This window comes from Pseudovibrio sp. W74, from assembly GCF_001623085.1.
Taxonomy (GTDB): Bacteria; Pseudomonadota; Alphaproteobacteria; order Rhizobiales; family Stappiaceae; genus Pseudovibrio.
In genome coordinates, this window is record NZ_LMCJ01000042.1 from 6,925 (window position 1) to 32,379 (window position 25,455).

The window sequence follows — 25,455 nt, forward strand, 5'->3', positions numbered from 1 at the left end:
GCGAAGATGTGTCCAAGTACCTTCGATGACAGACAGACCATTCGAGGCTACGTTTGTTTGTTGGTTCATCTGCAAATATTAAACTGATAAATAGCATAAGAAAGCCCACTCGACGTCACTTTAAAACCACGTAATAATCACCTCATTGAAATAGTTTATTGATGGACTACTAAATGAGTTGTCGATGGTCGTCCCAGTGGTTTGATACTACAGCAGATAAGTGCAAGCTGAACTTAGTCTGTCTGCCTCAGGCGGGAGGCGATACGAGCTTATATAACCGATGGAAAGCACCGCTAGGTGATCAGGTAAATGTGATGCCTGCTAAATTTCCAGGGCGAGGAACCCGGTTAAAAGAACCAGCAATCAATGCGATGGAAAGGGTTGTATCGCAGCTAGCGCTAGAGATTGAGAAGTTCGGCGGTGCGCCTTTTGCAATTTTGGGGTCAAGTATGGGGGGGTGGATTGCTTACGAGTTGGCACTCCATCTTTTCAAGCAAAGCGGGCTGAAGCCAACGGCTCTTTTTATGCTGGCATCGGCGTCTCCTTTTGCTCCAAGAACTCTACCGTTTCTTGATGGGTGTACTCGCGAGGAGATGGTTGATGAGCTCATCTCGTTTAATCCCGAGTTTGCTCAGATTGCACAACATGACGATCTTGTAGACTTGCTTTTACCTGCGATTATAGGTGACTTTGAACTCTGTGAGACTTACAGGCCGCGAGTTCCCTGGCAAATCGCGTCACCAATCTTTGCCTACGCAGGAACTAAGGATCAGATTGTGGAACCACATAAAGTGAAGGGATGGACGAAGTTGAGCTCTGAAACCGTTGCCGTTGATGAAGTCGAAGGCGGGCATTTTTTCATTGAACATTCTCCAGCTAAAGTCCTTAATCAGATAAAAGACCATGCTGCAAACGTTGTTGGTCAGTTGCACCAGCCTTCATCCATAGAGCTCGCTTAAGATTTCATGCCTGTTTCATTTTCCGTCTTTGATGCTCAGCATTGGCTTTTGGCTGTGAAAGAGCAATGGCAACGTTGCTGTGAGCCAGGCAAAGTGATGCTTGTTTTGTTGCCATTGGAGTATCCATTTCCAATGGACCAAGCGTTAACCGCTGAAGAGAAAACAAGAGGCGCCCGGTTCAGGTTCTTGCGAGACCGGCGCGCGTTTGCCTTGGGTCGCTGGGTAGTTAGAATCATTCTGGGAGTGGATCAGCCGCCAATACCCTTTCTGCTGCAAGATGGTGGTAAGCCATACCTTTCAGGATGCCCGACATTCAATGTGAGTCATTCAGGCGGTTTGGTTGCAGTCGCTTTGGCTCGTAATGCACCATTAGGTGTCGATATTGAACTCATGCGGCGAGGCAGCCAAATGACTGATTTGATACCGGTTGTATGTCATCCGATGGAGCGTTTACACATTGAAGCGAGGTGTCTAAAGGATCGCTCAGCCATGTTTTATCGCTGTTGGACTCGGAAAGAAGCCATCTTAAAGGCAACAGGTGAGGGGCTGCGTGATGACCTCAGCTCACTTGACGTGAAGTTAGAGCAACAGCACCCCTGGATCACTTCAGAACCACTTCCTTTGAAACTGCTGGATATTGAGGTCGGATGGGAAGGTTACAGCTGTAGCCTCGCAGTGGACCCCGGTATCACTAGTTTAGACATCCACTCCCCCTTCCAATTACGCCAACTCGAGTGTTTTGACCAAACCAGCAGCAGCCAATACGTGATCTAACGTTTCTCCCATGAGTATTGAATAGTGATCTGTTTCTACAATCTGCCAGTTTTGTAAATCTGGCAGTAGTTTAACCCAGATCTCACGGGAGTTTGCTGTTGTATTTTGGGTTCCGTTCAACCCTTTGGCAGTTTCAGATGCCAAGAATACACTCGCCTGCCAAAAAGGCGTCGGACTCATTGTATGGTGTGCCATCGCTTCCAGATTGGCTTTCGTACAGCGAACAAGTGCTTCTTGATAGGCCTGTCGTTCATGACTGTTCTCAACAAGGGTTCTTTTATCTGGCCATTTCGCCTTCAGCTCCTTTAAGAAGATGATTTCGACTTCTTGCTCACTCATTTGCTTCAGGTTTTCGCCAGAGTTTGGTGCAGGCGGATCAATGAGCGTTAAGTTGCCGGGAGCTCTTTGTTGCTTCGAGAAGCAGAGTGCCATTTCTTGAGCAACCCATGAGCCGAATGACCAGCCGACTAAATGAATCCGCTTATTTGCAAACCTTTCCGCTATGGCTTCAGCGTAAACCGCAGCTCTTTCTTTTAAACTGATTTTTGGTAGATCGGGATTTGTGAGGGCAGGATCGGCAATCACGGTGATCCCAATGTTGTCCGGGAGTTTTCCTGCCAGTTCTCGGTATGCTTCAACATCACCTCCGATTGGATGTATGAGAACAACAACTTCATCACCCTCACCAGAATGCCATTGGTGCGGGGCAACTGCATCTGCCCAAGTGCTGTTTGGAGAAGAGGGGTTTGCCTTGTGCTGTTGTTCAACCAGATTCATAATCAGGTCTAAGGAAGTGTTCTTTGGGATTTGGGAGAGTAACACCTGAATGTCATAGTTTTCTAAGAGGCTAACGACGTCCAGAAGAGTAAGTGAATCCATACCTAAGTCATAGAGGCATTCATCAGGGACAAGCTGATCAAGTCCAAGCTGTTGCAGAAGAAGGGTTTCTATCTGATCGCGAATGAGTTTTAGTTTGTGTGTCTTGCTCGTTCGCGCATCAGATTTGATCTCGTTCCTGACCAGTGATCGATAGAAGTATCGAGCCTTTTCAACACCACAAGTGCTAACCAGCACTTGTGGTACAGTTGTATGAAATGCTCGAGAGAATGTGCGCAAGCCTTCTTTGTTGGATAGGCCAAGCGTCAGGTGTTTTTGATGTAGTTCATCTTGCGTATTGGAGTCGGTCGCCATCCCACTTTCGCTCCAGATATCCCAGTTGATGGTGGTTCTGATTGTGTCAGGGATCACCGGATTGCTGTAATGCGCAAAGCTATCCAATAAGGCGTTGGAGGAAGCGTAGTCCAGTTGGCCAGCTCCCCCTAAAACAGCTGACATTGACGAGCAGTAGATAGCCCTCGTTGGCTTGAATACTTCAATGAAACGCTCAACAAAAATGCTTCCCTCATACTTTGCTAGCATCTTGTTGTAGACTTCTATCGGGTCACGGAAAGAAATCAGATTTCCTTCTCCAACTCCGGAGGCATGTACAACGCCTGCAACGGACATGTCTAATCTGGCGACACTCTCAAACGTTACAGGCCACGTGGCTGGCTTTCCTATGTCAGCCTGTATCAGGTGTATTCTTGCGCCGAACTGCAGAAGTTCTTCTGGAATGCGCGGATTGCGGGAGATAATTGCGACATGAGCATGAGGATCAGCCAGCAGGCTCGTGCAAACTTGAGTTCCAATCGCACCGCTGCCACCCGTCACCACGAAGAGAGCTGGCGCATCCAGTTCAATCGGTTCGGTAGTTGGGCGATTTTGAGAAAGAGGTAAGATCCTGCATTCCCAAACAAAACCATTACGCAAGGCAAGGCGTTGTGCCTTCATTTCTTCAAGTGAGAGTACAAACGCAACCTCGGGCCAAATGAAACCTTGTTTTGTATCTTCTAAATCCAGCCAGAGTGTCTGGATGTCAAACTCCTGAGGGATCACAGAAAGCGGACCAGCGAGTAGCCCGTGTAGCGGCTGAGCGACTGTACCATTCACCGGTGCAGCCTCGTAAGAGAGCAGGCATATTCTGGAGATCGTAAGCCCATATCTAGAGTGAGCCTGAAGCACATAAGTCAGGCTATCCAGACAAACCTTTTTTGCTTCCTGAAGGCTATCCAACTCATTTTGCTCGCCTTTGCAAGACAATGGAAGTGCATGAAGCCAGTCCAACTCTCCAAGGTTCATAAATGACAGGTGGCTCAGAAGGTCTTCAACGGAGTCCGTAGAAAACGGATCTACCGACAACTTGTCTGAATGAGCACCAGAAATACGTCCGTCATAACAAACAGGCACAACACGATGGTAGACGGCATCAAGTGCGGCAAAGTCATCAGAGACGTTGTTCGGGTCATATAGGACAACCGCTGTTTTTAATCTCTGCCCTGTTTGACAACTTCCAACGCGGCAGACTGGTTGCCAAACCATCTGGCTTAGCCATTGTTCCTCTGGCAGGCGTTTTGGAAGGTTTTCACTCGCCTTACTCTTGGCTGCTGGAAGCTCTAACACGTTGTATTGTTGAAGATTAAAGCAATAACCCGGCAAATCCCAAGGCGGCGGAGTACCTGCACTTTGTGTCTCAATCTCTTTGCCTGCCAGCCAATCAGCAGCGGTTAGGCTGGCGGGATCGCAAACTCCTTTATTCTCATCACAGTAATGCGGGACGAATGATCCCAGAGCTTCAATTGTTTCTTCGACTTCATCACAATCGATAGCAAAACGCCATGGGTGTGCTCGCCTGCTTGATTGCAAATGTGAGAGAACCTGCTGAAATGAAGTTGGGTTATGTTCAAGATAATTCTTGATCTTTTCTGCCAAAGAAAAAAGCGCAGCCTTGGTATGTGCTGATAGAGCAAGGCATTTTGCAGCAGTGAATTGCTGAAGCCCATCTTCTGGAGCTTCTCCAATTACAACATGTGCGTTTGTGCCGCCAATTCCGAAACTGCTGACGCCTGCATAACGTGGACGTGTATCTTCCCATTTTTTGCTGTTGGTCGGGATATAGAACCCTTTTTGATCCAATCCAAGCTCTTGATTTGGCTGCTTAAATCCAAGGTTAGGGGGTACATAGCCGTGATAGATCGACAGTGCTGCGCGAATTAGTCCAAGGACGCCAGCCCCGGCACCTAAGTGGCCGATCTGGCTTTTGACAGATGAGAGTGCGCAGGATGCGTTGGGGAGATTGCCGTATGCAGATGAAAGGGCTTGTACTTCAATAGGATCACCCAGTTGTGTCCCTGTTCCGTGTGCTTCCACATATCCGACTTGATCACCCCTTACTCCTGCATTCGTAAGGGCTTGACGAATAACGCTTTCCTGCCCGGAAACTGAAGGTGAGGTATAACTCATTTTGGACCGACCATCGTTATTGATGGCTGATCCTTCGATAACAGCATAGATGCGATCACCGTCTGCTCGGGCGCGATCCAATGACTTCAACACCACCACCCCAACACCACTGGCGCCGATGGTGCCGCTGGCGTCTTTGCTGAACGGTGAGCAGTTGCCATCCTTGGAAAAGATGTGCTGGGACTGATACTTATAGCCCTCAGTCATATCGGGATCTACAAGCACGCCTCCTGCTAGCATGACATCACATTCGCCATTTCGGAGCATGCCTGCGGCTGTATGAATGCCAATCAGCGAGCTTCCACAGGCGGCTTGTAGTGTACTGGCAGGGCCTTTGAGGTCCAGCTGAAAGGCAACCTTGGTGGCGAGGAAGTCTTTCTCATGGTGTAAGGCCATTTGGAACTTATCGGGAAGGGTGGTTGGAGGAGGGGAGCGAAGGGCTGCGTGATAGTAGGTTGTTTCACCACAGCTTGCGATAACACCGATGTTTTGGTCGGTGTTCAGTGGAGGAATGCCAGCATTTTCAAGAGCATGTACACAGCTCATCAGGAAATGCCGCTGCTGCGGATCCATGAGCGCTGCTTCCCGCGGGCTGATACCGAAGTACGCAGGATCGAACGACATCATTTCGCTCATCTGGCTTCGCGCACCAACGAAATCAGGATTCTCCGGAGTGAAATGTTCAATTCCGCTTCGATTTTCACGAACCATTGACCAGAACCCGGCCAGGTCGTCTGCGCCTGGAACACGGAGTGCCATACCGATAATAGCGACTTTATCCGCGCTCTGAGTTTTCTTTGCTTTGCTAGTCCGAGGTTCTGATTCCGCTTTTCCTTCAAGATGTTCTGCCAGATCTGAAGGTGTCACATAACGAAACAGATCTGCGATACTGACTTTTTCTTCCATTGCTTTATTGAGATGCATTTGATAGCGCATCAATTGCAGGGAAGAGCATCCAGCCTCGAAAAATGTTTGATCCGCAGTGATGGAAGCACCAGTGACATGTTCAAAAGCAGCAATGAGTTCCTTAGTGCGTTGAATTGCGTTATTTGCGTTTATTTTGCGTTTTTTACGTTCAATCTTGCGCCAATTGCAGCCGACCAATGCTCTTTGATTTATCTTTCCACTTGGAGTGCGGGGCCATTCGTCGACCTGTCTGAATTCGTCAACCCGGATGTAGTCAGGAAGCTGCGTTGAAAGATAGTGATCAAGCTCATCTGCGTTGATGGTGTCTTCTCGCAGGCTGACATAGGCATGGAGTTTTTTATGCTGGTCATCAAAGTCAACAGACGCCTGTTCGATGGCACCGTGATTTATCAAAGAGGCTTCCAACTGGCCGAGTTCAACGCGGTGACCTGAGATCTTCACCTGCTGGTCGTGACGCCCCTCATAGTTTACCTGTCCAAATTCATCCAGAAAGCCCATGTCGCCAGTTTTGTAATAGAGTTTTGAACCGCCAGTGCCATGATCTGACTGGAGTATGACAAAGCGTTCTGCGTTCAGTTCTGCATTGTCCAGATAACAAAGGTGAACCAGATTGCCGCCTATGAGGAGTTGGCCGCGTTCACCGGATGGAACTGGATGGAAGCTGTCATCCACGATGAGAATATCGGTGTTGTGAACAGGAGCGCCAATCGGTGGGCGGGTCGGCCAGTTTGCTGCTGGTCCGTGCAAAGAGTGGGCGCAAACCACATGCGTTTCAGTTGGACCATAGTGGTTGTGCAAGGAGGCTTGGCGTAACTGCGTGAAAAACGCTCGGAGGGCTTTGGTGCAATACAACTGCTCGCCGGCCGTGATCACATTCTTCAAAGCACCGGGGAAGATGTTGAATGTTTGAGCAGCTTCGCAAAACAATTCCAGCGCTACAAAAGGCATAAAGATGCGTTGCAGATTATTGTCATGCATGTAGTTCAATAAGCACTGCATGTCCTGTCGCCAAAGAGGATCAATGACATGGAAGCACCCACCCGAACAGAGCGTTGAAAAGATCTCCTGAAACGAAACATCGAAGGCTAACTTGGAGAACTGCATGGTGTGTTCTCCGGCGGGCAACCCTCCCTGTTGCTGTTGCCAGTGCAACAAATTGCAAAGTGTCTGGTTGTAGACATCAACCCCTTTGGGTTGACCAGTGGAGCCGGAGGTAAACAGGGTATACAAGGGCCTTTCGCGACCTGAAAATTTCAGAGGATGCTGATGATCGCGTGAATTTCTGAGTTCTTGCAAATCTACCGGGAGCGCGCGTAAGTCCTGGCGTTCAAGTGCAGAAGGTAAGGATGCCTGCACTGCATGGAGGACCCCAACTGGTTGGGCTTGCGAAATCACATCCTCCAGCAGCTTTTGAGGATAGCTCAGGTCCAACGGAACAGCTGTTACGCCCAGTTTTGTCACTGCCAGAAGCGAGACTACGTAGTCTGGGGAGGCATCCATATAGAGTGCGACGCGCACAGCTCCTACAGGTTCTGTTGACCCAAAAATAGTGGACTGCATGTTAGCAGCCAAAGCATCGGATAACTCGTCCAACTCATGATAGGTGAGAGTTTTGCCGCGCCATGCGAGGGCAGGTGCATGTGGTGATAGTGAGACTTGTTTCTGAAACCAGCTTGCGACCGTTGTGTATGGCAATGACTGGCTTGTACCAGTTACATGCGAAATGCGTTGTTGTGTGTTGAGTTGGAAGACGTTCGCTGCAACCTCTTCAGTTTCCATATGATCCAAACCAGTGAACATGTTTTGTTCCAGCAGGGTGATAGCATCATTGTCGAAGTAACTGAGATCATACTCCCAGTAGAACTGGTAGGTACCAGCTTCATCAAGAACAGACAGGTAGAGCGGGCATTTGGGGGCGACATCTTCAGGGTAAGATAGCTGCGCGCATTCTCCATTGAGCTTTAGCGTTTCGTAACGGGTGTTTTCGGTCGCAAACATAAACTCAAACGGAATGCCCGAAACACGCTTCCTTTTCTGGAGATGATCAACCACATGTTCGAAGGCAATATCCTGACAGGCAAGGACTTGTTTTGAAGCCCTGGTGAGGGTGCTTGTATTTTGTTGAATGGAGGCAGTTGGGTCGATTTTAACCGGAACCAACGCTGTGTTGGCGAACATTCCAACTGTTGCTTCAAATTCTGTTGTAAGCCGGTTCGCTACAGGGCTTGCAATTGTGAAACTCGTTCTCCCCGTGTGCACATAAAGTGCATGGGCAAACAGCGCGTGAAAGACCTGATGAGGTGTTAGTGAAAGACGCTTTGCAATGGTCAACAAATTTGCTCTGGTGGCTGCATCAAGACGTGTCAAACGTGTTTGCCCTGCTGAAACACCTTGCATCCCTTGACCGTGTTTCAGCACGGGCTTCCAGCATTCCTCCATCTCCGGCGCGTCGTATAGCTTGAAGAGAGCATCCTTTTGCTTGTTGTAATGTTCCGTTTCCCATAGATGCGACTGCCATTTTGCAAAGTCTAATGTCGTTAGCCCAATTGGCTTTTGGTCCTGTCCTGTCTCGTCTGTTTCTGCCTGGAATGAACGGGAAAGATCTTCAAACAAGATGTTGAGTGACCAGCCATCCAGAATGATGTGGTGCGCATGAAACAGAAGGACACTGGTGCCATTTGGTTGGTGGACCAGATGAAGTTGAAACAGGCATGGGCGCTCAAGATCAAATGGTTGAGTGAGGAGTTTGGTTTGCAGCTGTGAAATTGCTTCTTCTTCTAAGGTTCCGTGGAAGTGAAGCGCCTCTGGATTGCTTTCAGCGACCTGCTGCTGCACCCCATCATCGGTGAGATGGAAGCTGGTGCGCAGTGCCGGGTGTTTTTTGACCAGCTCATATGTTGCGTGACCCAAATTTTCGGCACTCAGATGACCTGAAAACCGAAAAATGAACGGTGTATTGTAGGATATGTCAGCAGGGTTCTTTTGTTGCTGTAGCCATAACCGCATTTGCTCCGAGGTTGCCTGCTCTTTTGCCAAACCTGATGGAGCAGGTGCAGGCGGTAAACTGTTGGCTTGCTCATTGTGCTCGCTAACAATCTCAGAGAGTTCAGCAAATGTCAGGTTTAGAAGCTGTGACGGCGCAACGCGGCAACCAAATACTGTGTTGAGTTGGTTAGATAAGCTGATTGCTTTGAGTGAATCGCCACCTGCGGTAAGCAGCGTCTCTACACGGCTTAACTGCGCCACACTCAAAACCATCTCTGCAGTTTGCAGAATGCTGCTCAGAACGGCACTCTCCGAGGCATCACAGGAGGAAACACGACGGAATGGAGTAGTCTCCATTTCTTGAAGGGCTTTTTGGTCGATCTTCCCGTTTGCATTCAGAGGCAACGAGCCAAGACAAAAGACTTTATGAGGACGCATATAATCTGGCAGGTAAGCAGAAAAGTGGGCATCAAGCTCTTCATAATCAAGCTGCTCTTCACTCGCTAAGTAAGCATGCAACTCAAGCGGTTTGCCTTGTTCCTGAGCTGCTAAAACACAAGCCTGCTGTATCTTCGGATATTGCTGGATGCGCTGTTCGATTTCTTCAGGTTCTACGCGAAACCCGCGTACTTTGATCTGTCTGTCAACGCGGCCCACATACTCGACCAGACCTTGCTGATTGAGGCGGACCAGATCGCCAGTGCTATACCATTTTCCAGAGTTTGGAAGCTCTACAAACCTGCGCTGTGTTTCCTCTGTTCTATTCAGATAGCCATGAGCGACGCCTGCACCGCCAAGATAGAGTTCCCCAGTTTCACCAGTATTGGTGATCTCGCCGTTTGATGACCTTAGCTGGCAATCTGTACTGGCAATGGGGCTGCCAATGGGAATGATATCTGCATCAAAGTCCCGAGGAATTGCAAAGCACAAGGCAAAGGTTGCACACTCTGTCGGGCCATAGATATTGTATATCTGACAGGCGCTTTCAGGGTTTGCAGCATACCATTTCTCGACAGTTTTGGGGTTCAGCTGCTCGCCGCCAATGAGCAGATGCCCAAGCGATCCAAAGCAGTCAGTCCCGTGATTGACCATCGCATTGAACAGAGAGACTGTCATGAACATGGTTGAGATCGATTGCTGCTCCAACTGCCGGGCAAAGCCTGCAAAATCGGTGAGTTCGTCACTGGAGAACACGACACTACACCCACCAGTTAAAAGCGGCACCCAAACATCAAAGCTGAGTGCATCAAACGCAGGGTTGGAAATGTGCGCGTAGCGATCTCCGATATGCATTGGGACAAAGCGGGGTTGATGGGTAAGCCTCTCTATTGCTGAGAGAGGCACTTGAACGCCTTTGGGCGTACCCGTTGTTCCTGAAGTGTAAAACAAAAACGCAGTTTTCGCCAAAGGATGACGCGGAAGATCGCCGCTATTCTCATGCAGGCTTTGCATGAGCAACTGGTCAGCATGAAGGATCTGATGCGCTTGTCGGGAAAATGGCGTGGATGCACTCGCCTCTGGCACGATAAGAAAACGTGTTTGGCTATCAGTTAAGATTGCTGTTTGCCGGTCTGGCGGGCTGGCGGCATCTAATGGGACAACCGTTGCTCCCGCTTTCAGTATCGCGAGCATGACAACTACGAGCTCTTGAGAGCGAGGCAAACAGACGGCAACTACATCGCCGTTTTTTACGCCGTGGCCTCTCACTGCTGAGGCTACTTGTGAGGAGCGTTCGTTGAGCTCTTGGTAGCTGAGGATACGATCATGATCCTGCACCGCGGCCAGTTCAGGAAAATGGTCCGCATAAAAGCTGATACTGTCTAGTAACGAAGATTGGACGGGCCCCTGATCTCCAATTTCCAAATCATAAGAGGTCGAGGCTAAATATTCATGAGAAGTGTTGATAGTCATGTAAGCCTCTAAGCGTCTATCTGCATAGGAACAGCAGGAGAGGTGGTTTGCCGCTCAAATAATTGAAACTCATAGGAAATCACTTTTTTGACGCGCTGTATTTCTTCTGATTCCAGCAGTTCCCAGTGGTCCCCCCGAACCAGCCTCGTCATGAAGCCACCTGAGGCTCTTTCAATCCAAAACTGACGCAGTTGATGCAGGAAGTCTTTGTTGAGCGAGCCAAGTGCCTGAATGAACACAACTCGCGCGTCCAATGGCTGGCAGTCATAATCCGGCACACAGGCCCGATTGTGATTGTAAACCTGATGGTAGCGCTTTATTTGCTCGTCATCGATGCCCGGATACATCCCATTGAACTTCACCAGCTTGTCTCGAAATTCTGCAAGATCAACTGGTGCAAGGCTCTGGCGCTCATGCTCCTCAAACCCCTGAGTATCCAGAAGAATGACGCTGACATTGTGGTTACCACGGGCTTTCAGAAGTCGGGCCATCTCATAGGCAACGTAGCCCCCAAACGACAGGCCGGTGAGGACAATCTTTTCATGCGCGATGTGTTCGATACGTTCCAGATAGGCGCTGGCCATGGCCATTATGGAGGGGAGAGGTTCCTCTCCCGCGTTGAGGCCGGGCGATTGCAGGCCATAAATGCCCATGTCATCAGCCAGGATCTTTGCCAGAGACAGATAGCAAAAGGCTGTCCCACCAGCAGGATGAACGCACACGACATGCTCGCCGTTTTGGCTTTCGCGGAACGTAATGAGGTTGTCGCGGGAGTTCTCTTCCGCAGCTCCGTTTCGTATCCAACTGGCAAGCGCCTCTACTGTCGGATTTAAAATGAACGTTTTGGGCGGGACTTGAATTTTGAACGCCTCACCAACCCGATGGGCCACTTTGATCGCTGCGATGGAAGAACCGCCGACATGGAAGAAACTATCGCTGATCCCAATGGATGGATGGAGGAGCACTTCCTTCCAGATGTTATAGATCTGGAGCTCGATATGATCGCGTGGGCTTTCCTGATTGACCTTAAACACGGCCTCATGGGCCAGCACAGATGCCTTGAGGCTGGAATAATCAATCTTGCCGTTATTGGTGAGGGGGAGAGTTTCCAGAGGCAGCAGAATATGAGGAAGCATGTAGTCCGGAAGCGCTTCTGCCAGATGACGACGAAGGTCGCTTTCTACGAGGGGAGAACCGTCTGATGTGGTGTAGCAAAGTGCCAGTTGAGCAGTACCACCCACTTGCTGAACCACGAGTGCGGCACAGCTGCGGCATTCGGGATGCTGTCGGAGGACAGCTTCAATCTCTGACAGCTCGATGCGAAAGCCATTCAGCTTGATCTGGTTGTCTTTGCGGCCTGCAAAAACCAGCTGACCTTGTTCATCATAATAGGCAAGATCGCCGGTACGGTAGAGCTGTTCACTTGAGTTGAATGGGCTGGAAACGAACGCTGATGCTTGTTGCTGCGGGGCGTTAAGATAGCCAGAGGACAGGCCGGTACCGCTAATATAAAGCTCGCCAACCAGTCCGATCGGGACAATCGACATGCTCTCATCAAGCAGGTAAGTCCTTGCATTCGATATGGGTTTGCCGATGGGGGCTGAAGGTTTGTCCAGATCTTCCGGCTTCACACTATGCCAGGTGCTGTCTACGGTGCATTCAGTCGGGCCGTAAACATTGTGCAGTGTTGCCCACGGCAGCTTGCTGGAGAACTTGCGCATAAGTGCGCCGCTCAACTCACCGCCACCGCAAAACACATTGCGCAGTCGGGTGCATTGGGCAGTCTCCGGTTCGTCAAGAAACAGATCCAGCATTGCGGGAACGAACTGGATACTGGTGATACCATGAGATGCACAGCTCTTTGCCAGCTCTGCAGGAGAGGTGTGAGCATGAGGCGGAGCCAGTACCAGTGATGCACCAGAGCATAATGGCCAGAAGAATTCCCAGATCGCCGCATCAAATCCCATCGGTGTCTTCTGCAAAAGAGCGTCACCGGACTTGCCTGGAAATGCGCGATTGCTCCACTCTACGAGGTTCACCAAGCCCTTGTGTGTGAGATTGGTGCCTTTTGGAACGCCGGTGGTTCCTGACGTGTAGATGATATAGGCAAGATCCTCGGTGCTTATACCGTTAGCTGGCAAATTATCAGCGCCGAAGGATTGAGTGATTTTGGCTAGTTGCTCTGTATCCAGTGATAAGACTTTTACGTCACAATGGCCCTTGAGTCTGGTGACCGCTTCCGATGCCTCTGAGTGGGTGAGGATCAGTTTGGGCTGGCTGTCTTGCACCATAAACTCAAGACGCTTGATTGGCAGTCCGGGCTCCAACGGAATGAAGTGACCACCCGCCTTGAGCACGGCAAGCATGGCTATCACCAACTCGCTGGACCGTTCAAAAAGCAGGCCCACTGGACTTCCCTCAGTAACACCAAGTTCCTTCAGGTGGCGGGCAAGCTGATTTGCTTTGGTATTGAGGCTGGCGTAGCTCCACACGTCTTCGCCGCACACGAGTGCAGGTGCTTCGGGTGAATGCTCACATTGAGCCTCAAATGCTTTGTGAATGCACGTGGAACTTGACGCGTGCAGCGCTCCGTGAGGCCATACTTGTGTTAACAGATGTCTTTCTTCGGGGGGGATGAAATCAATCGCACCGAGATCCACTTCTGGTGCTTCGACGGCGTTTGAGAGGAAGCAGGTGAGGTGACTGGCCATTCGTGCAATGCGGGAATGCGTAAACAGATCTTTGTTGTACTCAAAGCCAAGGCTAAACGTGGAGCCTCGTTCAAACACTTCCAGCGTGATATCGAACTTTGCAGTTTGGCTATCTGTTGCCAGTGTTTCGATTTCAACACCATCCATTTGAGCCGATCCCCCCGGCAGGTTCTGATAAATCAGCATGACCTGAAACAGAGGCGAGTGAGCTGGTGAGCGTTCCGGATTTACAGCTTCGACCACTTTCTCAAAAGGCAAATCCTGATTGTCCAGCGCTTCCAGAATGGCCGTTTGCGACTGCGTTACCAGCTCAGCAAAGGTGCTTGTGGCCGTGACATGCGTTTTGAGTGCGAGCGTGTTGATGAAGTGCCCGATCAGAGGCTCCAGCTCTGCCAGATGGCGGTTGGCAAAAGAGGTGCCAATGCAGATGCCTTCCTGTTTGCTGTAGCGCCATAAGAGGGCGGCAAATCCGGCCAGATAGAGCGCAAATGGCGTGATTGAGCGTCTTTTGCAGAAAAGTCGCAAGCGTTCACTCAAGTTGTCATCAAGCGTGAGTTCAAAGTGAGCACCGTTATGTGTCTGTTCTGCCGGGCGAGGCAAATCCGTGGGTAGCTCAAGTAAGTCTGGCAGGTCTTCAAGCTTGTCAGTCCAGTACTGGATCTGTTGCTGCTCTCTGGACGAATTGCGCTCGGTGTTATGATGCGTCACATAATCGGCGTACTGCATGGACAAAGGGGGAAGGTCGGGCGAGGTGCCCTTTTGATAAGCGTTGTAATGAGCGGTAACTTCGTTGAAAAACAAACCGATTGACCAGCCATCAGCGGCAATGTGGTGCAGGTTTACGAGCCATACGTGTTCTTCATCTGCAAGCTTGATGTAACTTGAGCGCACGAGCGGGCCGCGCTCCAAATCAAACGGTTGGCTGGCCTCATGCTGGACACGTTCGTTGAGCGCCTCCGCCTGTTTTTCGTCATTCAGATAGCAAAGGTTCAAGAGGTCAAAGGGCAGGTCAGCAGGTTCTGGAAAAGTTTGTGTAGGCGTTCCGTTGCTTGTGCTGAACCTCGCTCGGAGCATGTTGTGACGCGCAACAACAGCATTTACAGCGTGGTGCAGAGGTTCCAACTCGAGTATCCCGGAAACTTTGAGCGCAACGGGGTTATTGTAAAACGGACTTTCTGGCTCCAATTGATGCAAGAACCACAAATGGCGTTGTGATGGTGAAAGAGGGACACCTTCAGCCTGCCTTTCTGATGCATGTTGTTGCAGCAGATGAATCAGCTCTGACTTTTCTGCTTTCAGAACGGCGGCAAGATCAGCTCCCAGAAACCCCTTTGGAGCTTTGAAACGCAGCTTTTCTCCATCAGTCTGGAGGCTCACATTGTGCTGGGCAAAATAATCGAGCAGTTGTTGAGCTTTCATATTTCAAACTCCTCCATTTCATCTTCATCCATTGAGGAGGCAAGCGCAGTCCCGAAGGTCTCTATGGTGTGTTGCCGGTTTTGCTCAGTGGTGGGTGTGCCGCCGATCATGGAATAGATGAGCTTATGAGTAGGCCCCAACCGGAACAGCTCCGTCAAAACCGTCTCATCTATGGAGCCGATGCCGCACAGGCCTAACCCTGCTTCATGGGCACGCATGGTCAACAGCTGTGCCATTGCACCTGTTTCGATCAACCAGAATTGCTCGCTCATTTCGCCATAAAGGGGCTCGATTGCCTGCCGCTCGGCGATGAAGAAAAGCGCGAAGGCAGCCTCTTCAAAAACTGGCCGGTTCACGAAATAATCATAGGCATCCGGGGTCAGTGCCTTGCCATCTGCTGTCGAAATCAGAGCGTGTTTTTCAGGATCGTAATAATAGGCCCCACCTTCCAGGCCCAACACACGACCGGGTTTGATGTAAATGTAGGTTTGCACCGGATAGAGCCCCCCGGCGCTTGCAAACAAGTGCTTTGGTGCCTCTTGGTTCTGATTACGCCGTAATGCAGAGAGGAGGGCCTCTAATCGGGTTTTGGGGACAGGATCCAAATTGAACTGACGCACCGACCGGTAGGCGTCAAATTCGTCGAACTCAGGAGAGCTGGAGTTTTCCAACTGATGCACGCCATGTTGCTGATCAAACTTGCGCAACCCAACATTACGGTCTTTGAAAGACTGTCGCTGCAGCGGGTCTTCAAGGGTGGCAATTGCGGAATTTGTTGCGTCAGGTTGCGCTTCTTCCGCCACCTGACCAAACTGCTCCCGATACATGGCAAGGAGCGTTGCAAGGCTTGGGCTGCCCATAAACTTTGCAAGTGGTGGGCGGAACGAGAGCGTGCTCGACAACGCGTTTGAAATGCGCGTGATATCGATAGAGGTCGCTCCCAGCTGCAGTAAATTATCCTCGGGTGTGACGTGATCCAGTTTCAAGATCTGAGAGATAATCTCGTGGATTTTCTCTTCCTGTTCCCCTTGCGGTTCGAAGCTTAGCTCAGCTTGTATCTCACTGCGTGGTTCCGGCAGTTGCTTCCGATCAATTTTGCCGTTTGCAGAAATCGGGAGGCGCTCAATCTCAAGGAGAGCAGAGGGAACCATGTAATGGGGCAGGTGGGCGCGTAGATGATCCAGAAGAGCGTCAATCTCGACACCGTGCTCTTCCAGAACCACATAGCCAACGAGTTGCTTATCGCCTTGTGCCTCGCCAAACATCTTAAAGACTGAGGCTTTTACGTCTTTATGGGCATTGAGCACCGTTTCGATTTCACCAAGCTCAATGCGGAAACCCTGCACCTTGACCTGAGTATCCACGCGCCCAAGAAACTCTATGTTTCCATCTGGCATATAGCGCCCCAAATCGCCGGTACGGTACAAGCGTTCGCCGGTTTTGGGGTGGGTGATGAAATGATGGTTGGTTTGTTCTTCGTCCTGCCAATAGCCTATCGCAAGACCAATGCCACCGATGTACAGTTCACCAGTGACCCAGCAAGGGCGAGGGGCCAGCGCTTCATCCAGAACATAAAATTGTTGGTTGTCCAACGCTTTACCGTAGGGGATGCTCTTCCAATGTGGCACGATATTCTGAACAGGGAAGCAGATGGACCAAATGGAGGCTTCAGTTGCTCCACCCAGAGACAAGACATGCGCGTTCGGGGCGAGCGCACGCACCCGCTCAGGCAGTGAAAGTGGGATCCAGTCACCAGACAACATCACTTGACGTAAATGCGAGCCGAGACTTTTGCGATCGCTTTGAGCATAATCTGTCAGTACACCAAGCAAAGCTGGTGCAGAATTCCAGATCGTGACCTTGTGACGAATGAGGCACTCCAGCCAATGGGCAGGGTCTTTTGCCTCAGCCTCATTGGGCAGGACAACAGAGCCACCCGCAGCCAGTAATCCAAAAACATCATAGACTGAGAGATCAAAGCCCAATGCAGAGATGGCAAAGACACGATCTTCTGGCTGCACGTTTAGGCGGCGGTTGATGTCGAGGAGCGTATTAACTGCTCCGCGATGATCGATTATGACGCCCTTGGGTTCCCCGGTGGAACCTGAAGTAAAGATCACGTAGGCAAGGTCATCTGGTTGCGTATCAACAACCTGCAGCTTCTCATCGCTTAAGGCATCCAGTTCCCCGCCAACATCAACCGTTTGAGCAAGCGCAGGAAGCCCCTTGTGTGTGTCACTCTGGCTTGTCTTGACGCATACGAGCCTGCACTCAGTCCGTTGCAATATGCCTTTAATGCGATTGGCCGGCAGATCCGGGTCGATTGGAAGATATGCGCCCCCTGCATATAGAATGGCGAGGGCAGCTACACTCTGTTCCCAACCGGTCCGCATCTGAATGGCAACCAGATCACCTTTGGCCAGGCCCTTCTGTTGAAGGAGAGTGGCAAGATTACGGGCACGCTGGCGGACTTTGCTGTAGGACAAAACCAGATCACCGCAGATCACGGCAGGAGCAGCTGGTGTTTTGAGCGCTTGTTCTTCAAACAGCTCATGCATCAATGGCCAATGTTGTGACAGTGCGCGCTCAGCGTTCCAGACAGGAAAGTGCTGGGGGACTTGCTGCTGCCAGTGATCAGAGGTGACCAACTCTTCAAGCAGAGCACAATAGGCATCAAACATGTCCTGCATCATGCCCTCTGGAAACAGCTCGTCTATGCTGTCCCAGTTGAAATTTAGCTCGCCATCAATCTCCATGATGGTGTGATCCAGCCACACCTGTGGTGTTTGGGTGATGGTATGTACATTTTGAGCGTCCAATGCGGAGGAAAGTGTAATTTCCTCCTGATCCGGGATCATCTCCACCAGGGTGCTGTTGAAGACGATGGGCATTCCCGTTTGCTGCTCACCACGCAGGCGCGTGAGTTCTCGCAGAACCCGCACACCACTGACTTCGCTATGATCCATATCCTTCCAGAGTTGGCGCTGGACTGCTTTTGCATTGTCAGAAAAGCTCTTTGATGGGTCCGAGCCAACTTCCAGCAAAACAATAGACGTGAAGTCGCCGATGAGGCGGTTGATATGGGGGTGGAGCGGTTGGCGATTGAACACAGGTAAGCTGAGTGTGAACCGGGACGACTGGCTCCATTTAGCCAGCACCTGCGCAAATGCTGTCAGCAGACAGCCGGAGGGGGTGACACCATGCTTTCGCGCATTTGCTTTGATCGTTGACCATTTGGCCTCTTCCAAAACAAGTTGTCTGCGTGTGAACCGGGGATTGCTGATGGCCTCTGGCTGTTTTGCAAGTGGCAGTTCCGGTGCTGCAGCGAGAGCCGACAAGCGGTCTTGCCAGTACTTCAGAGAAATCGCATAGCGGGAGTCATCCCGCATCGCCAGTTCCTGCACCACATAGTCGCGGAACGTGATTTCAATCCTCGGAAGTTCTGCCTGCGGGTCCTCATAGAAGGTCGCCAGTTCGCGTGAAAAAATCTGGCTGCTGGCTGCATCTACGATTAACGCATCCATGGAAATGTGTAGCCGAGTTATCTCATTCTCAAGCTGTACGGCTCGGAACTCGAAAAGCGGCCATGTTCCCGCATCCAGAACCTGATGCGACATGGCCTCCCGGTTTCTTGAGATGATGCGCTCCACGACACGTTCACTGCGACCACGGGCGTCGTCAGTCTGGATGATGTATTCAGGAACATCCTCCAATATGCGCTGGGTTCCATCGCTGGCAAAAACAGCTCGCAGCATATCGTGCCGAAGGATCAGCCTGTTCAAAGCAGTGTTGAATCTCTCAAGATCAAGGTGAGGGATCTCAATTTCCTCATAAGCATGAGCGCTGACGCCGCCCAGCCCCAAACTGTCATCCCTGCCAACCCAGTAAGCCTGCTGGATGTCCGTGAGTGGAAATGGTTCATACCGGTTTGCTTCATCTGCATGGATTTGCAGCGCTGAGTGTTCTGCCTTGCCGGTGTTGGTATTGGCCGAGGCAGCCAGATCAACAAGTGTCGGGTTTTCAATAAGATCACTGAGTGACAGGCCGAGTGACAGTTCTTTGTTTATTGCATGGATCAGGCGGGTCGCCAGCAAAGAATGCCCGCCAAGATCAAAGAAGTTGTCGGTGCGGCCAACCTGTTCCACCTTGAGCACCACCTGCCAAATCTGAGCAATATCTGCTTCAAGCCCCGGCAGTGGTGCTTCATAGTCTGTACTCCCTGTGCGGACAGGAGATGGTAAAGCTCTTCGATCCAGCTTGCCGTTCCGGGTGATGGGCAACTCTTCCAGAGGCATCCAGTCCGTTGGGATCATGTAGTCCGGCAAGTGAGCTTTCAGCTCTGCCCGCAATGTGTCAGCGGGTCTTGTGCCGACGAAGTAACAGACGAGCCGGGCATGCTCGGGGTCTGCTTGCTTGTCCAAAATCACGGCGGCTTCCAGAATGCCATCCATCTGTAAGATGCAGTTCGTGATCTCCATCGGCTCAATCCGGAACCCACGGAATTTCACCTGATCATCTGCACGGCCATGGAAGGCAAGGCTGCCATCTGGCAGGTAGGCCGCCAAATCACCGGTACGATAAAAGCGTTGCGCGCCTTGAGAGGCGAACGAGTGCGTAACAAATCGTTCTGCGGTTAGTTCTTCCTGACCAAAGTAACCCAAAGCCAGATTGTCTCCGCACACATACAGCTCTCCAATCGTTCCAGGAGGCACAGGTCGCATGCCTTCATCCAGAAGAAACACACTGGTGTTATCCATGGGCTTGCCGATGGGCGGGGAGGCTGGCCAATCCTCCATGCGCGCACAATCCAGAACGTGCTGGGTCACCACATGGGTTTCAGTGGGGCCGTATTGGTTGTAAAAATAGCGCCCTCCCAGTGCTTTAAGGAGTTGCCGCAGGCTGTCATTGACCAGCAGTGCCTCGCCAGCGGTGATCACTTCACAAGCAGGGCCATCCGGCAGCTGTTCAGCCTCAAAAAGACCTGCCATCTGTTGCAGTACCGCAAAGGGCAAGTGGGCGCGCTCAATGCCGTTGGACTTGATGAAGCCTGCGAGGTTACCGATGTCTTTGCGCTGGTTATCACTCAGCAGCATAAGGCTTGCGCCCTGACACAACGTGCAGAAAATCTCTTGAAAGGCCACATCAAAGTTGAGGGAGGCAAATTGGAGAATGCGCGACGGGGCTCTTTCTGACGGAACCTGTTTAAGTTGCCAGTTGGCCAGATTGCGCAGGGTGCGGTGGGTCTGGACCACGCCTTTTGGTTTGCCTGTAGACCCGGAGGTGTAAAGGACATAGGCCGGGTCAAAAGAGGCAGGGGTAAGGCCCGCATTCTCCGCCGAAGTATGCTGGCTCTTTTGTGCAAGCTCTGCAAGAGTGACTGTTGCACTCGCAAATTCGACTGGCAGTTTGGGCTTTAACGCATCTGTAGTTATGACGAGATCAGGCTGAACATCCTGCAAGATGGCCTGATGGCGGGCCTCAGGGTAAGCTGGATCCAGTGGCACAACGGTAGCACCTGCCTTGAAGATACCCAGCAGTGCGATGATCATTTCGGGTGACCGGTCAACACAAAGTGCAATGTTTGCCCTTGAACCAATGCCTTCCTGCACAAGTGCATTAGCAAACCGATTAGCGCATGTGTTCAACTCGTCGTAGCTGAGTTCTGTCTGGCCGAAGATCAGCGCTGTGGCTGTTGGTGTGTAAGTGGCGTGTTCTTCAATGCGTCTGCTGATGCATTCAAACTCAGGGTAGGGCACAGAGGGCTGTTGCCATGCGTGCAGCGCCAGCGTTTGTTCCTCTTCGCTCAACAGGCTTACGGCACTAAGCTTCGTCGTTGCGTTTGCCACCATTTGGGTGAGAACATGCTCGAAGTACTTTGCTATGCAAGTGACGGTCTCTGGCTCAAACAGGTCGCTCGCAAACTCGATGGCGCCTTTCAGCTGGCCGTCTCTTTCCTGAAGCGACAACAGCAGATCAAACTTGGCACCGCCATGGTGGTGAGGAAGAACATCAACAGAAAGATCGGGAAGCTCAAATCGGTCATTGTTCTCTCCCTCCCAGGCAAACATCACCTGAAATAAGGGGGAGTGCGCAAGACTTCGCGGCGGGTTGATATGCTCAATCACCTGTTCGAAGGGAAGGTCCTGATTTTGTTGGGCTTCTAAAACAGTGGTCTGCACCTGAGACAGGTACTCTTTCAAGGTAAGGCTTTCATTGGCCTCCATCCGCAAGGCCAGTGTGTTGGCGAAAAAACCAATCATGTTGTCGAGTTGTGAATGATCTCTGTTGGCGACCGGACTGCCCACAACGATATCTTTTTGTCCTGAAAGCTTGGCCAGAGTCAGCGCCCACGTCCCAAGAAGACTGGTAAATAACGTGATCCGATTGGATGCAGCAAGCTCCTTCACCTTCTGAGTTAAGGATGGCTCCAGATTCAATGGGACTGCGGTGCCTTTGAAGGATTGACGCTTTGGTCTTGGATGATCGGTTGGCAGCTCCAGCAGCACAGGGGCATCTTTGAGCCTGGACTTCCAATAGTGCTTTTGCTGGTCCCATGAGCCATTTTTCAACTCAATGCTCTGCCACTGCGCGAAGTCTGCATATTGGATCTGCAAATCGGGGAGCTTGGTATCCTGATGTTGGGACAGAGCAGAATAAAGCACACTCAGTTCCCTGCTGAAGATACCCATGGACCAAGCATCTGAAATGCTGTGGTGCATAACAATCACCAGCACATGATGGTTCTCGTCACAGTGCAAAAGATCCGCACGAAACAGCGGACCCGCCTCCAAGTCAAAGGGGACAGAGATCAAACGGGCGGCATGATCCTGTAACGTCTCATTCGCAGGCACTTGCGTAATCGCCCCCATCCGCCAAACATTTGCTGGCTGAATGTCCTGATAGGCGGTCCCGTTCTTCTGACTGAAACACGTCCGCAAAGCCTCGTGCCGTGCAACGATTTTCTCAACTGCTTGAGACAGCGCTGGGGCGTCCAACCTGCCCCTTAGCTCCAGAACCAATGGCATGTGGTAGGCTTCGCTCTGGCCCTCCATTTCTGCCAGATACCATAAGCGTTGTTGAGAAGAGGAAAGCGGCAGGTCCTGTGTTCTGTCTGCGGGCTCAATTTGTCTTTTTGCGGTGCGTGTCTGGCTGTCTATCGCCTCGGCGAGAGAGGCCAGCGTTGGGGCAGTGAAAACAATTGTTGCCGGGACTTCGACGGCAGTTGCTTCACGGATACGTTGAGCTAACCGTACTGCAAGCAGAGAATGACCGCCCAGAGCAAAAAAGTTATCGTTGCGCCCAATACTGGCGACACCGAGTACATCGCACCAGATCTGGCTTAGTTCCGTTTCTCTGCCTGCTCGTGGAGGCTCAAACTCTGTTTGTGAGAGCGTGGATAGATCAAAGTCCGGGAGGGCTTTCAGATCGACTTTGCCATTGGATGTGAGTGGTATCTTGTAGATGACGGTGATCCCGGCAGGAACCATGAAGTGTGGGAGTTTGTGGCTCAAGCCTGCTTTCAGTGCCTGAGGAACTTCAGGCCCCTCATCATCCGCAAGGACGACATAGGCGAGAAGCTGTTCGCCGCTGGTGTGAGGCCTTACAACACAAATGGCTGATGTGACGCGTTTATCAGCTTCAAGAGCAGCTTCAACCTCACCAAGCTCGACGCGAAAACCGCGGAGTTTTGCCTGCCGGTCATTCCGCCCTAAAAACTCGATTGTCCCATCACGTAGCTGACGGCCTAAATCTCCTGTTTTGAAGATCTTCAGGCCATCACCAATTGATACATCGGTAAACTTTTGTTTCGTGAGTTCAGGTGCGTTCCAATAGCCGCGTGCCAAACCCGATCCGGCAATACAGATTTCGCCAACAAACCCTTCAGGAACAGGTTTGCTGGAAGTGTCCAAAAGCAAGACCTGATAATTCTTGAGTGCAGTGCCGAGGCTCAATGTAGTGTTCGGAGAAATCTCCTCTGATAAGCTGAGCGCGAGGCAATCAATGGCGGTTTCGGTCAAGCCGTAAGCATGAATGATGTGCGTTGCAGGCCCGAAGGCCTTTCGTGCTTCGCAAGCACCTTTGGGCGACCAACGGTCAGAACCGCACACGACAGTTTTGAGGTTGGTTGACTGTTTTCCGATCGTCTGCACGTGTGTTGTAAGATTGTCCAAAACTGCTGGAACAAAATCACCGAATGTTATCTGATGCTGCTCAATTTTTGCGAGAAGGGCGGTACTGTCTACCAGCTCGTCCTGATCCACCAGGACAAGCCTGCCTCCAAAAGTGAGGGCGCGGACAAGGTCTGCGGTGAAAACATCAAACGAAAGACTCGCCATCTGCAAAACACATGGTGGTTCTTTGAAGTCGTAAAGGCTGCTCCACGCGTCCCTGACAGTCCAGATCGCACGATGATCGACCATGACGCCTTTGGGTTGTCCTGTCGAACCGGACGTGTAGATGATATAGGCCAGTTGGTCAGGCGCGACTTGAACATCTAAATCGCGTTCATCCTGAGAAGCCCATTCATCTCTTCTCCTCTCAATATTAATAGTCTGGGCAGGCAGCTTGGTGAGTTGATCCAACTGCTCCTGACCACGCATATCGGCCAGAATGACTGTGGGCTGGCAATCTTGTACAAGTGTGTTGATCCGCTCAGGGGGATAGTTCGCATCAATTGGAATGTAGGCAGCTCCAGTTTTTAGAACAGCAAGCAAGGCGATAACCGCGTCTGCGGATTTACGCATGCACACAGCAATCCGGTCCTGATTTGCAACGCCGTTAGAGCGCAGGTCTCTGGCGAGCTTGTTGGCCTGACCGTTCAGTTGAGAATAAGTGAGTTCGATCTCATTGCTGATCAATGCAACTCGATCGCCATGGGCCGCAGCGGCCTCTTCAAACGGCAGATGGATGGCGCTTGCTGCCGGTACATCCATAGATGCAAGACGGGAAGCTTCTAATGTTGCTGTATGTGTGGTTGCATCCATAAGGGGCAGTTCGGCGACTGCCTGTTCCGGGTCTGCGCAAATGGCCTTTACAGCCTGCATTACATAACTTGCAAGCCGAACTAAGGTTTGGCGGTCAAACAGAGCTGTCGCGTATTCCAAACCGCCGGAGATGTTTGAGCCATCGTCTACCAGCTCAAGTGTGATATCGAACTGGGAGGCGGTGCGAGGCAGCTGTACAGTCTCAAATTCCAAACCAGCGAATTGAGTTGTTCCACCCTCTGTGTTTTGCCATGCGAACATGACCTGGAAAAGTGGTGTGTAGGATAAGGACCGTTGAGGACTGAGCGCTTCCACCACCTGCTCGAAAGGGAGAGACTGATTGTCCTGACTGTCGAGGAAAATGCCTCGCATCTGGGCAAGTAGCTGACTTACTGTGGGGTTTTCGCTCAAATCAAAGCGCAAAGCCTGTGTGTTCACGAACAGGCCCACCATCTCTTCCAGCTCTTTGCGGACACGGTTGGCAGATGGGGTGCCAATGACAAGATCCTCTTGTCCAGACAAACGGGAGAGCACGATTGCGTAAGCGCTCATGAGTAACAAATAAGGGGTGGAGCCCGTGCTGCGCGCCAATTGGCGCACCTTTTCACTCAACTCAGGGCCTAACTCCAACGGCAGAAGTTTACCCGCAAAATTTTGCTGAGCAGGTCGCCGCCGGTCCGTTGGCAACAGCAAACGCTCGGGTGCACCGGCAAGCGTTTCTTTCCAATAAGTCTTCTGCTCATCAAATTTTTTGAGCTGCTCCGGCTGTTTCTGCCATACGGCATAATCGGCGTATGTAAGATCGGGCGTTTCCCGCTCGATTGGTGTTCCTGCCTCTACCAGATGAGAGTAGTTTTCACCCAACTCTTTGAGGAGGAGGCCGTTGGACCACCCATCGGAAATGATGTGATGCAATGACAGCAGCAACACGTGATGCGTCTCGTTGATCCGGATAAGACAACAGCGAGCCAACGGTCCTTGCAGCAGATCGAACGACCGTGTGCTCTCCTCTTCTGCCAAACGGCAGATCTCTGTTTCTGGGTCGCTATCGACCTCAATTTTGAGCAGGTGAAGGGGAAAGCCACAGGTACGGGGTGAGAAGCTTTGAGACAGCTCCCCGTTATCATCTGTAATGACTGTACGCAGGCCTTCATGACGGTCTATCAGCTGGTCAAGCGCGCTTTGCAGGTATGTCACGTTTAACTCGCCACGAAGGCGCAAGCCAAGGGTCAGATGATAGGCTGAATTGATGCCTTCCATGCGAGAGAGGAACCAGAGCCTCTCCTGCGCAAAGGAAAGAGGCAGGGGGGCTTGATCACGCGGAGCTGCCTTGAGCGCGCTGCGTTGGCGCATCTTCAAAAGCTGCTCTGGTGTGAGAGAGCGACGTTTGCGCTTGTTTAATTCGTCCTGCATGAGTCCTCCCAATGACGCTGACAATCTGCTTCT

General features: G+C 51.2%; 5 protein-coding genes. 2 read left to right on the top strand and 3 right to left on the bottom strand.

Annotation, left to right across the window (positions count from 1 at the left end; translation table 11 throughout):
* Positions 1-173 precede the first annotated feature (173 nt).
* Both PsW74_RS19465 and PsW74_RS28460 read left to right on the top strand, forming a co-directional pair.
* Entirely contained in the window at positions 174-959 is a 786-nt protein-coding gene (locus tag PsW74_RS19465) for an alpha/beta fold hydrolase (protein ID WP_082830635.1), read from the top strand.
* A 6-nt stretch (positions 960-965) separates the two neighbouring features.
* A complete protein-coding gene (locus PsW74_RS28460) occupies positions 966-1,733 on the top strand; it encodes a 4'-phosphopantetheinyl transferase superfamily protein (protein ID WP_082830636.1) in 768 nt (255 codons plus the stop codon).
* On the opposite strand, the gene PsW74_RS19470 is transcribed toward PsW74_RS28460, so the two are convergent.
* From PsW74_RS19470 to PsW74_RS19480, 3 genes are read right to left on the bottom strand one after another with little or no spacing between them, the layout of a single operon-like run.
* Positions 1,680-10,895 carry a non-ribosomal peptide synthetase gene (locus PsW74_RS19470; protein WP_063288099.1) on the bottom strand — a complete coding sequence of 3,072 codons (9,216 nt, stop codon included), beginning with the start codon at positions 10,893-10,895 and terminating at the stop codon, positions 1,680-1,682. The genes PsW74_RS28460 and PsW74_RS19470 overlap by 54 nt on opposite strands.
* Before the next feature lie 8 nt (positions 10,896-10,903).
* Positions 10,904-15,025, bottom strand: a complete 4,122-nt coding sequence (locus tag PsW74_RS19475; RefSeq protein ID WP_063288100.1) for a non-ribosomal peptide synthetase — start codon at positions 15,023-15,025, stop codon at positions 10,904-10,906.
* Positions 15,022-25,422 (bottom strand): non-ribosomal peptide synthetase, encoded by a 10,401-nt coding sequence (locus PsW74_RS19480; RefSeq protein WP_063288101.1) that lies wholly within the window; start codon positions 25,420-25,422, stop codon positions 15,022-15,024. The genes PsW74_RS19475 and PsW74_RS19480 overlap by 4 nt, the downstream gene beginning before the upstream one ends.
* Positions 25,423-25,455: the final 33 nt, after the last annotated feature.

Excerpts from the sequence above, each read along its gene's own strand:
- PsW74_RS19465 (WP_082830635.1), top strand. The coding sequence starts at position 174 with ATGAGTTGTCGATGGTCGTCCCAGTGGTTTGATACTACAGCAGATAAG.
- PsW74_RS19475 (WP_063288100.1), bottom strand. The coding sequence starts at position 15,025 with ATGAAAGCTCAACAACTGCTCGATTATTTTGCCCAGCACAATGTGAGC.
- PsW74_RS19470 (WP_063288099.1), bottom strand. The coding sequence starts at position 10,895 with ATGACTATCAACACTTCTCATGAATATTTAGCCTCGACCTCTTATGAT.
- PsW74_RS28460 (WP_082830636.1), top strand. The coding sequence starts at position 966 with ATGCCTGTTTCATTTTCCGTCTTTGATGCTCAGCATTGGCTTTTGGCT.
- PsW74_RS19480 (WP_063288101.1), bottom strand. The coding sequence starts at position 25,422 with ATGCAGGACGAATTAAACAAGCGCAAACGTCGCTCTCTCACACCAGAG.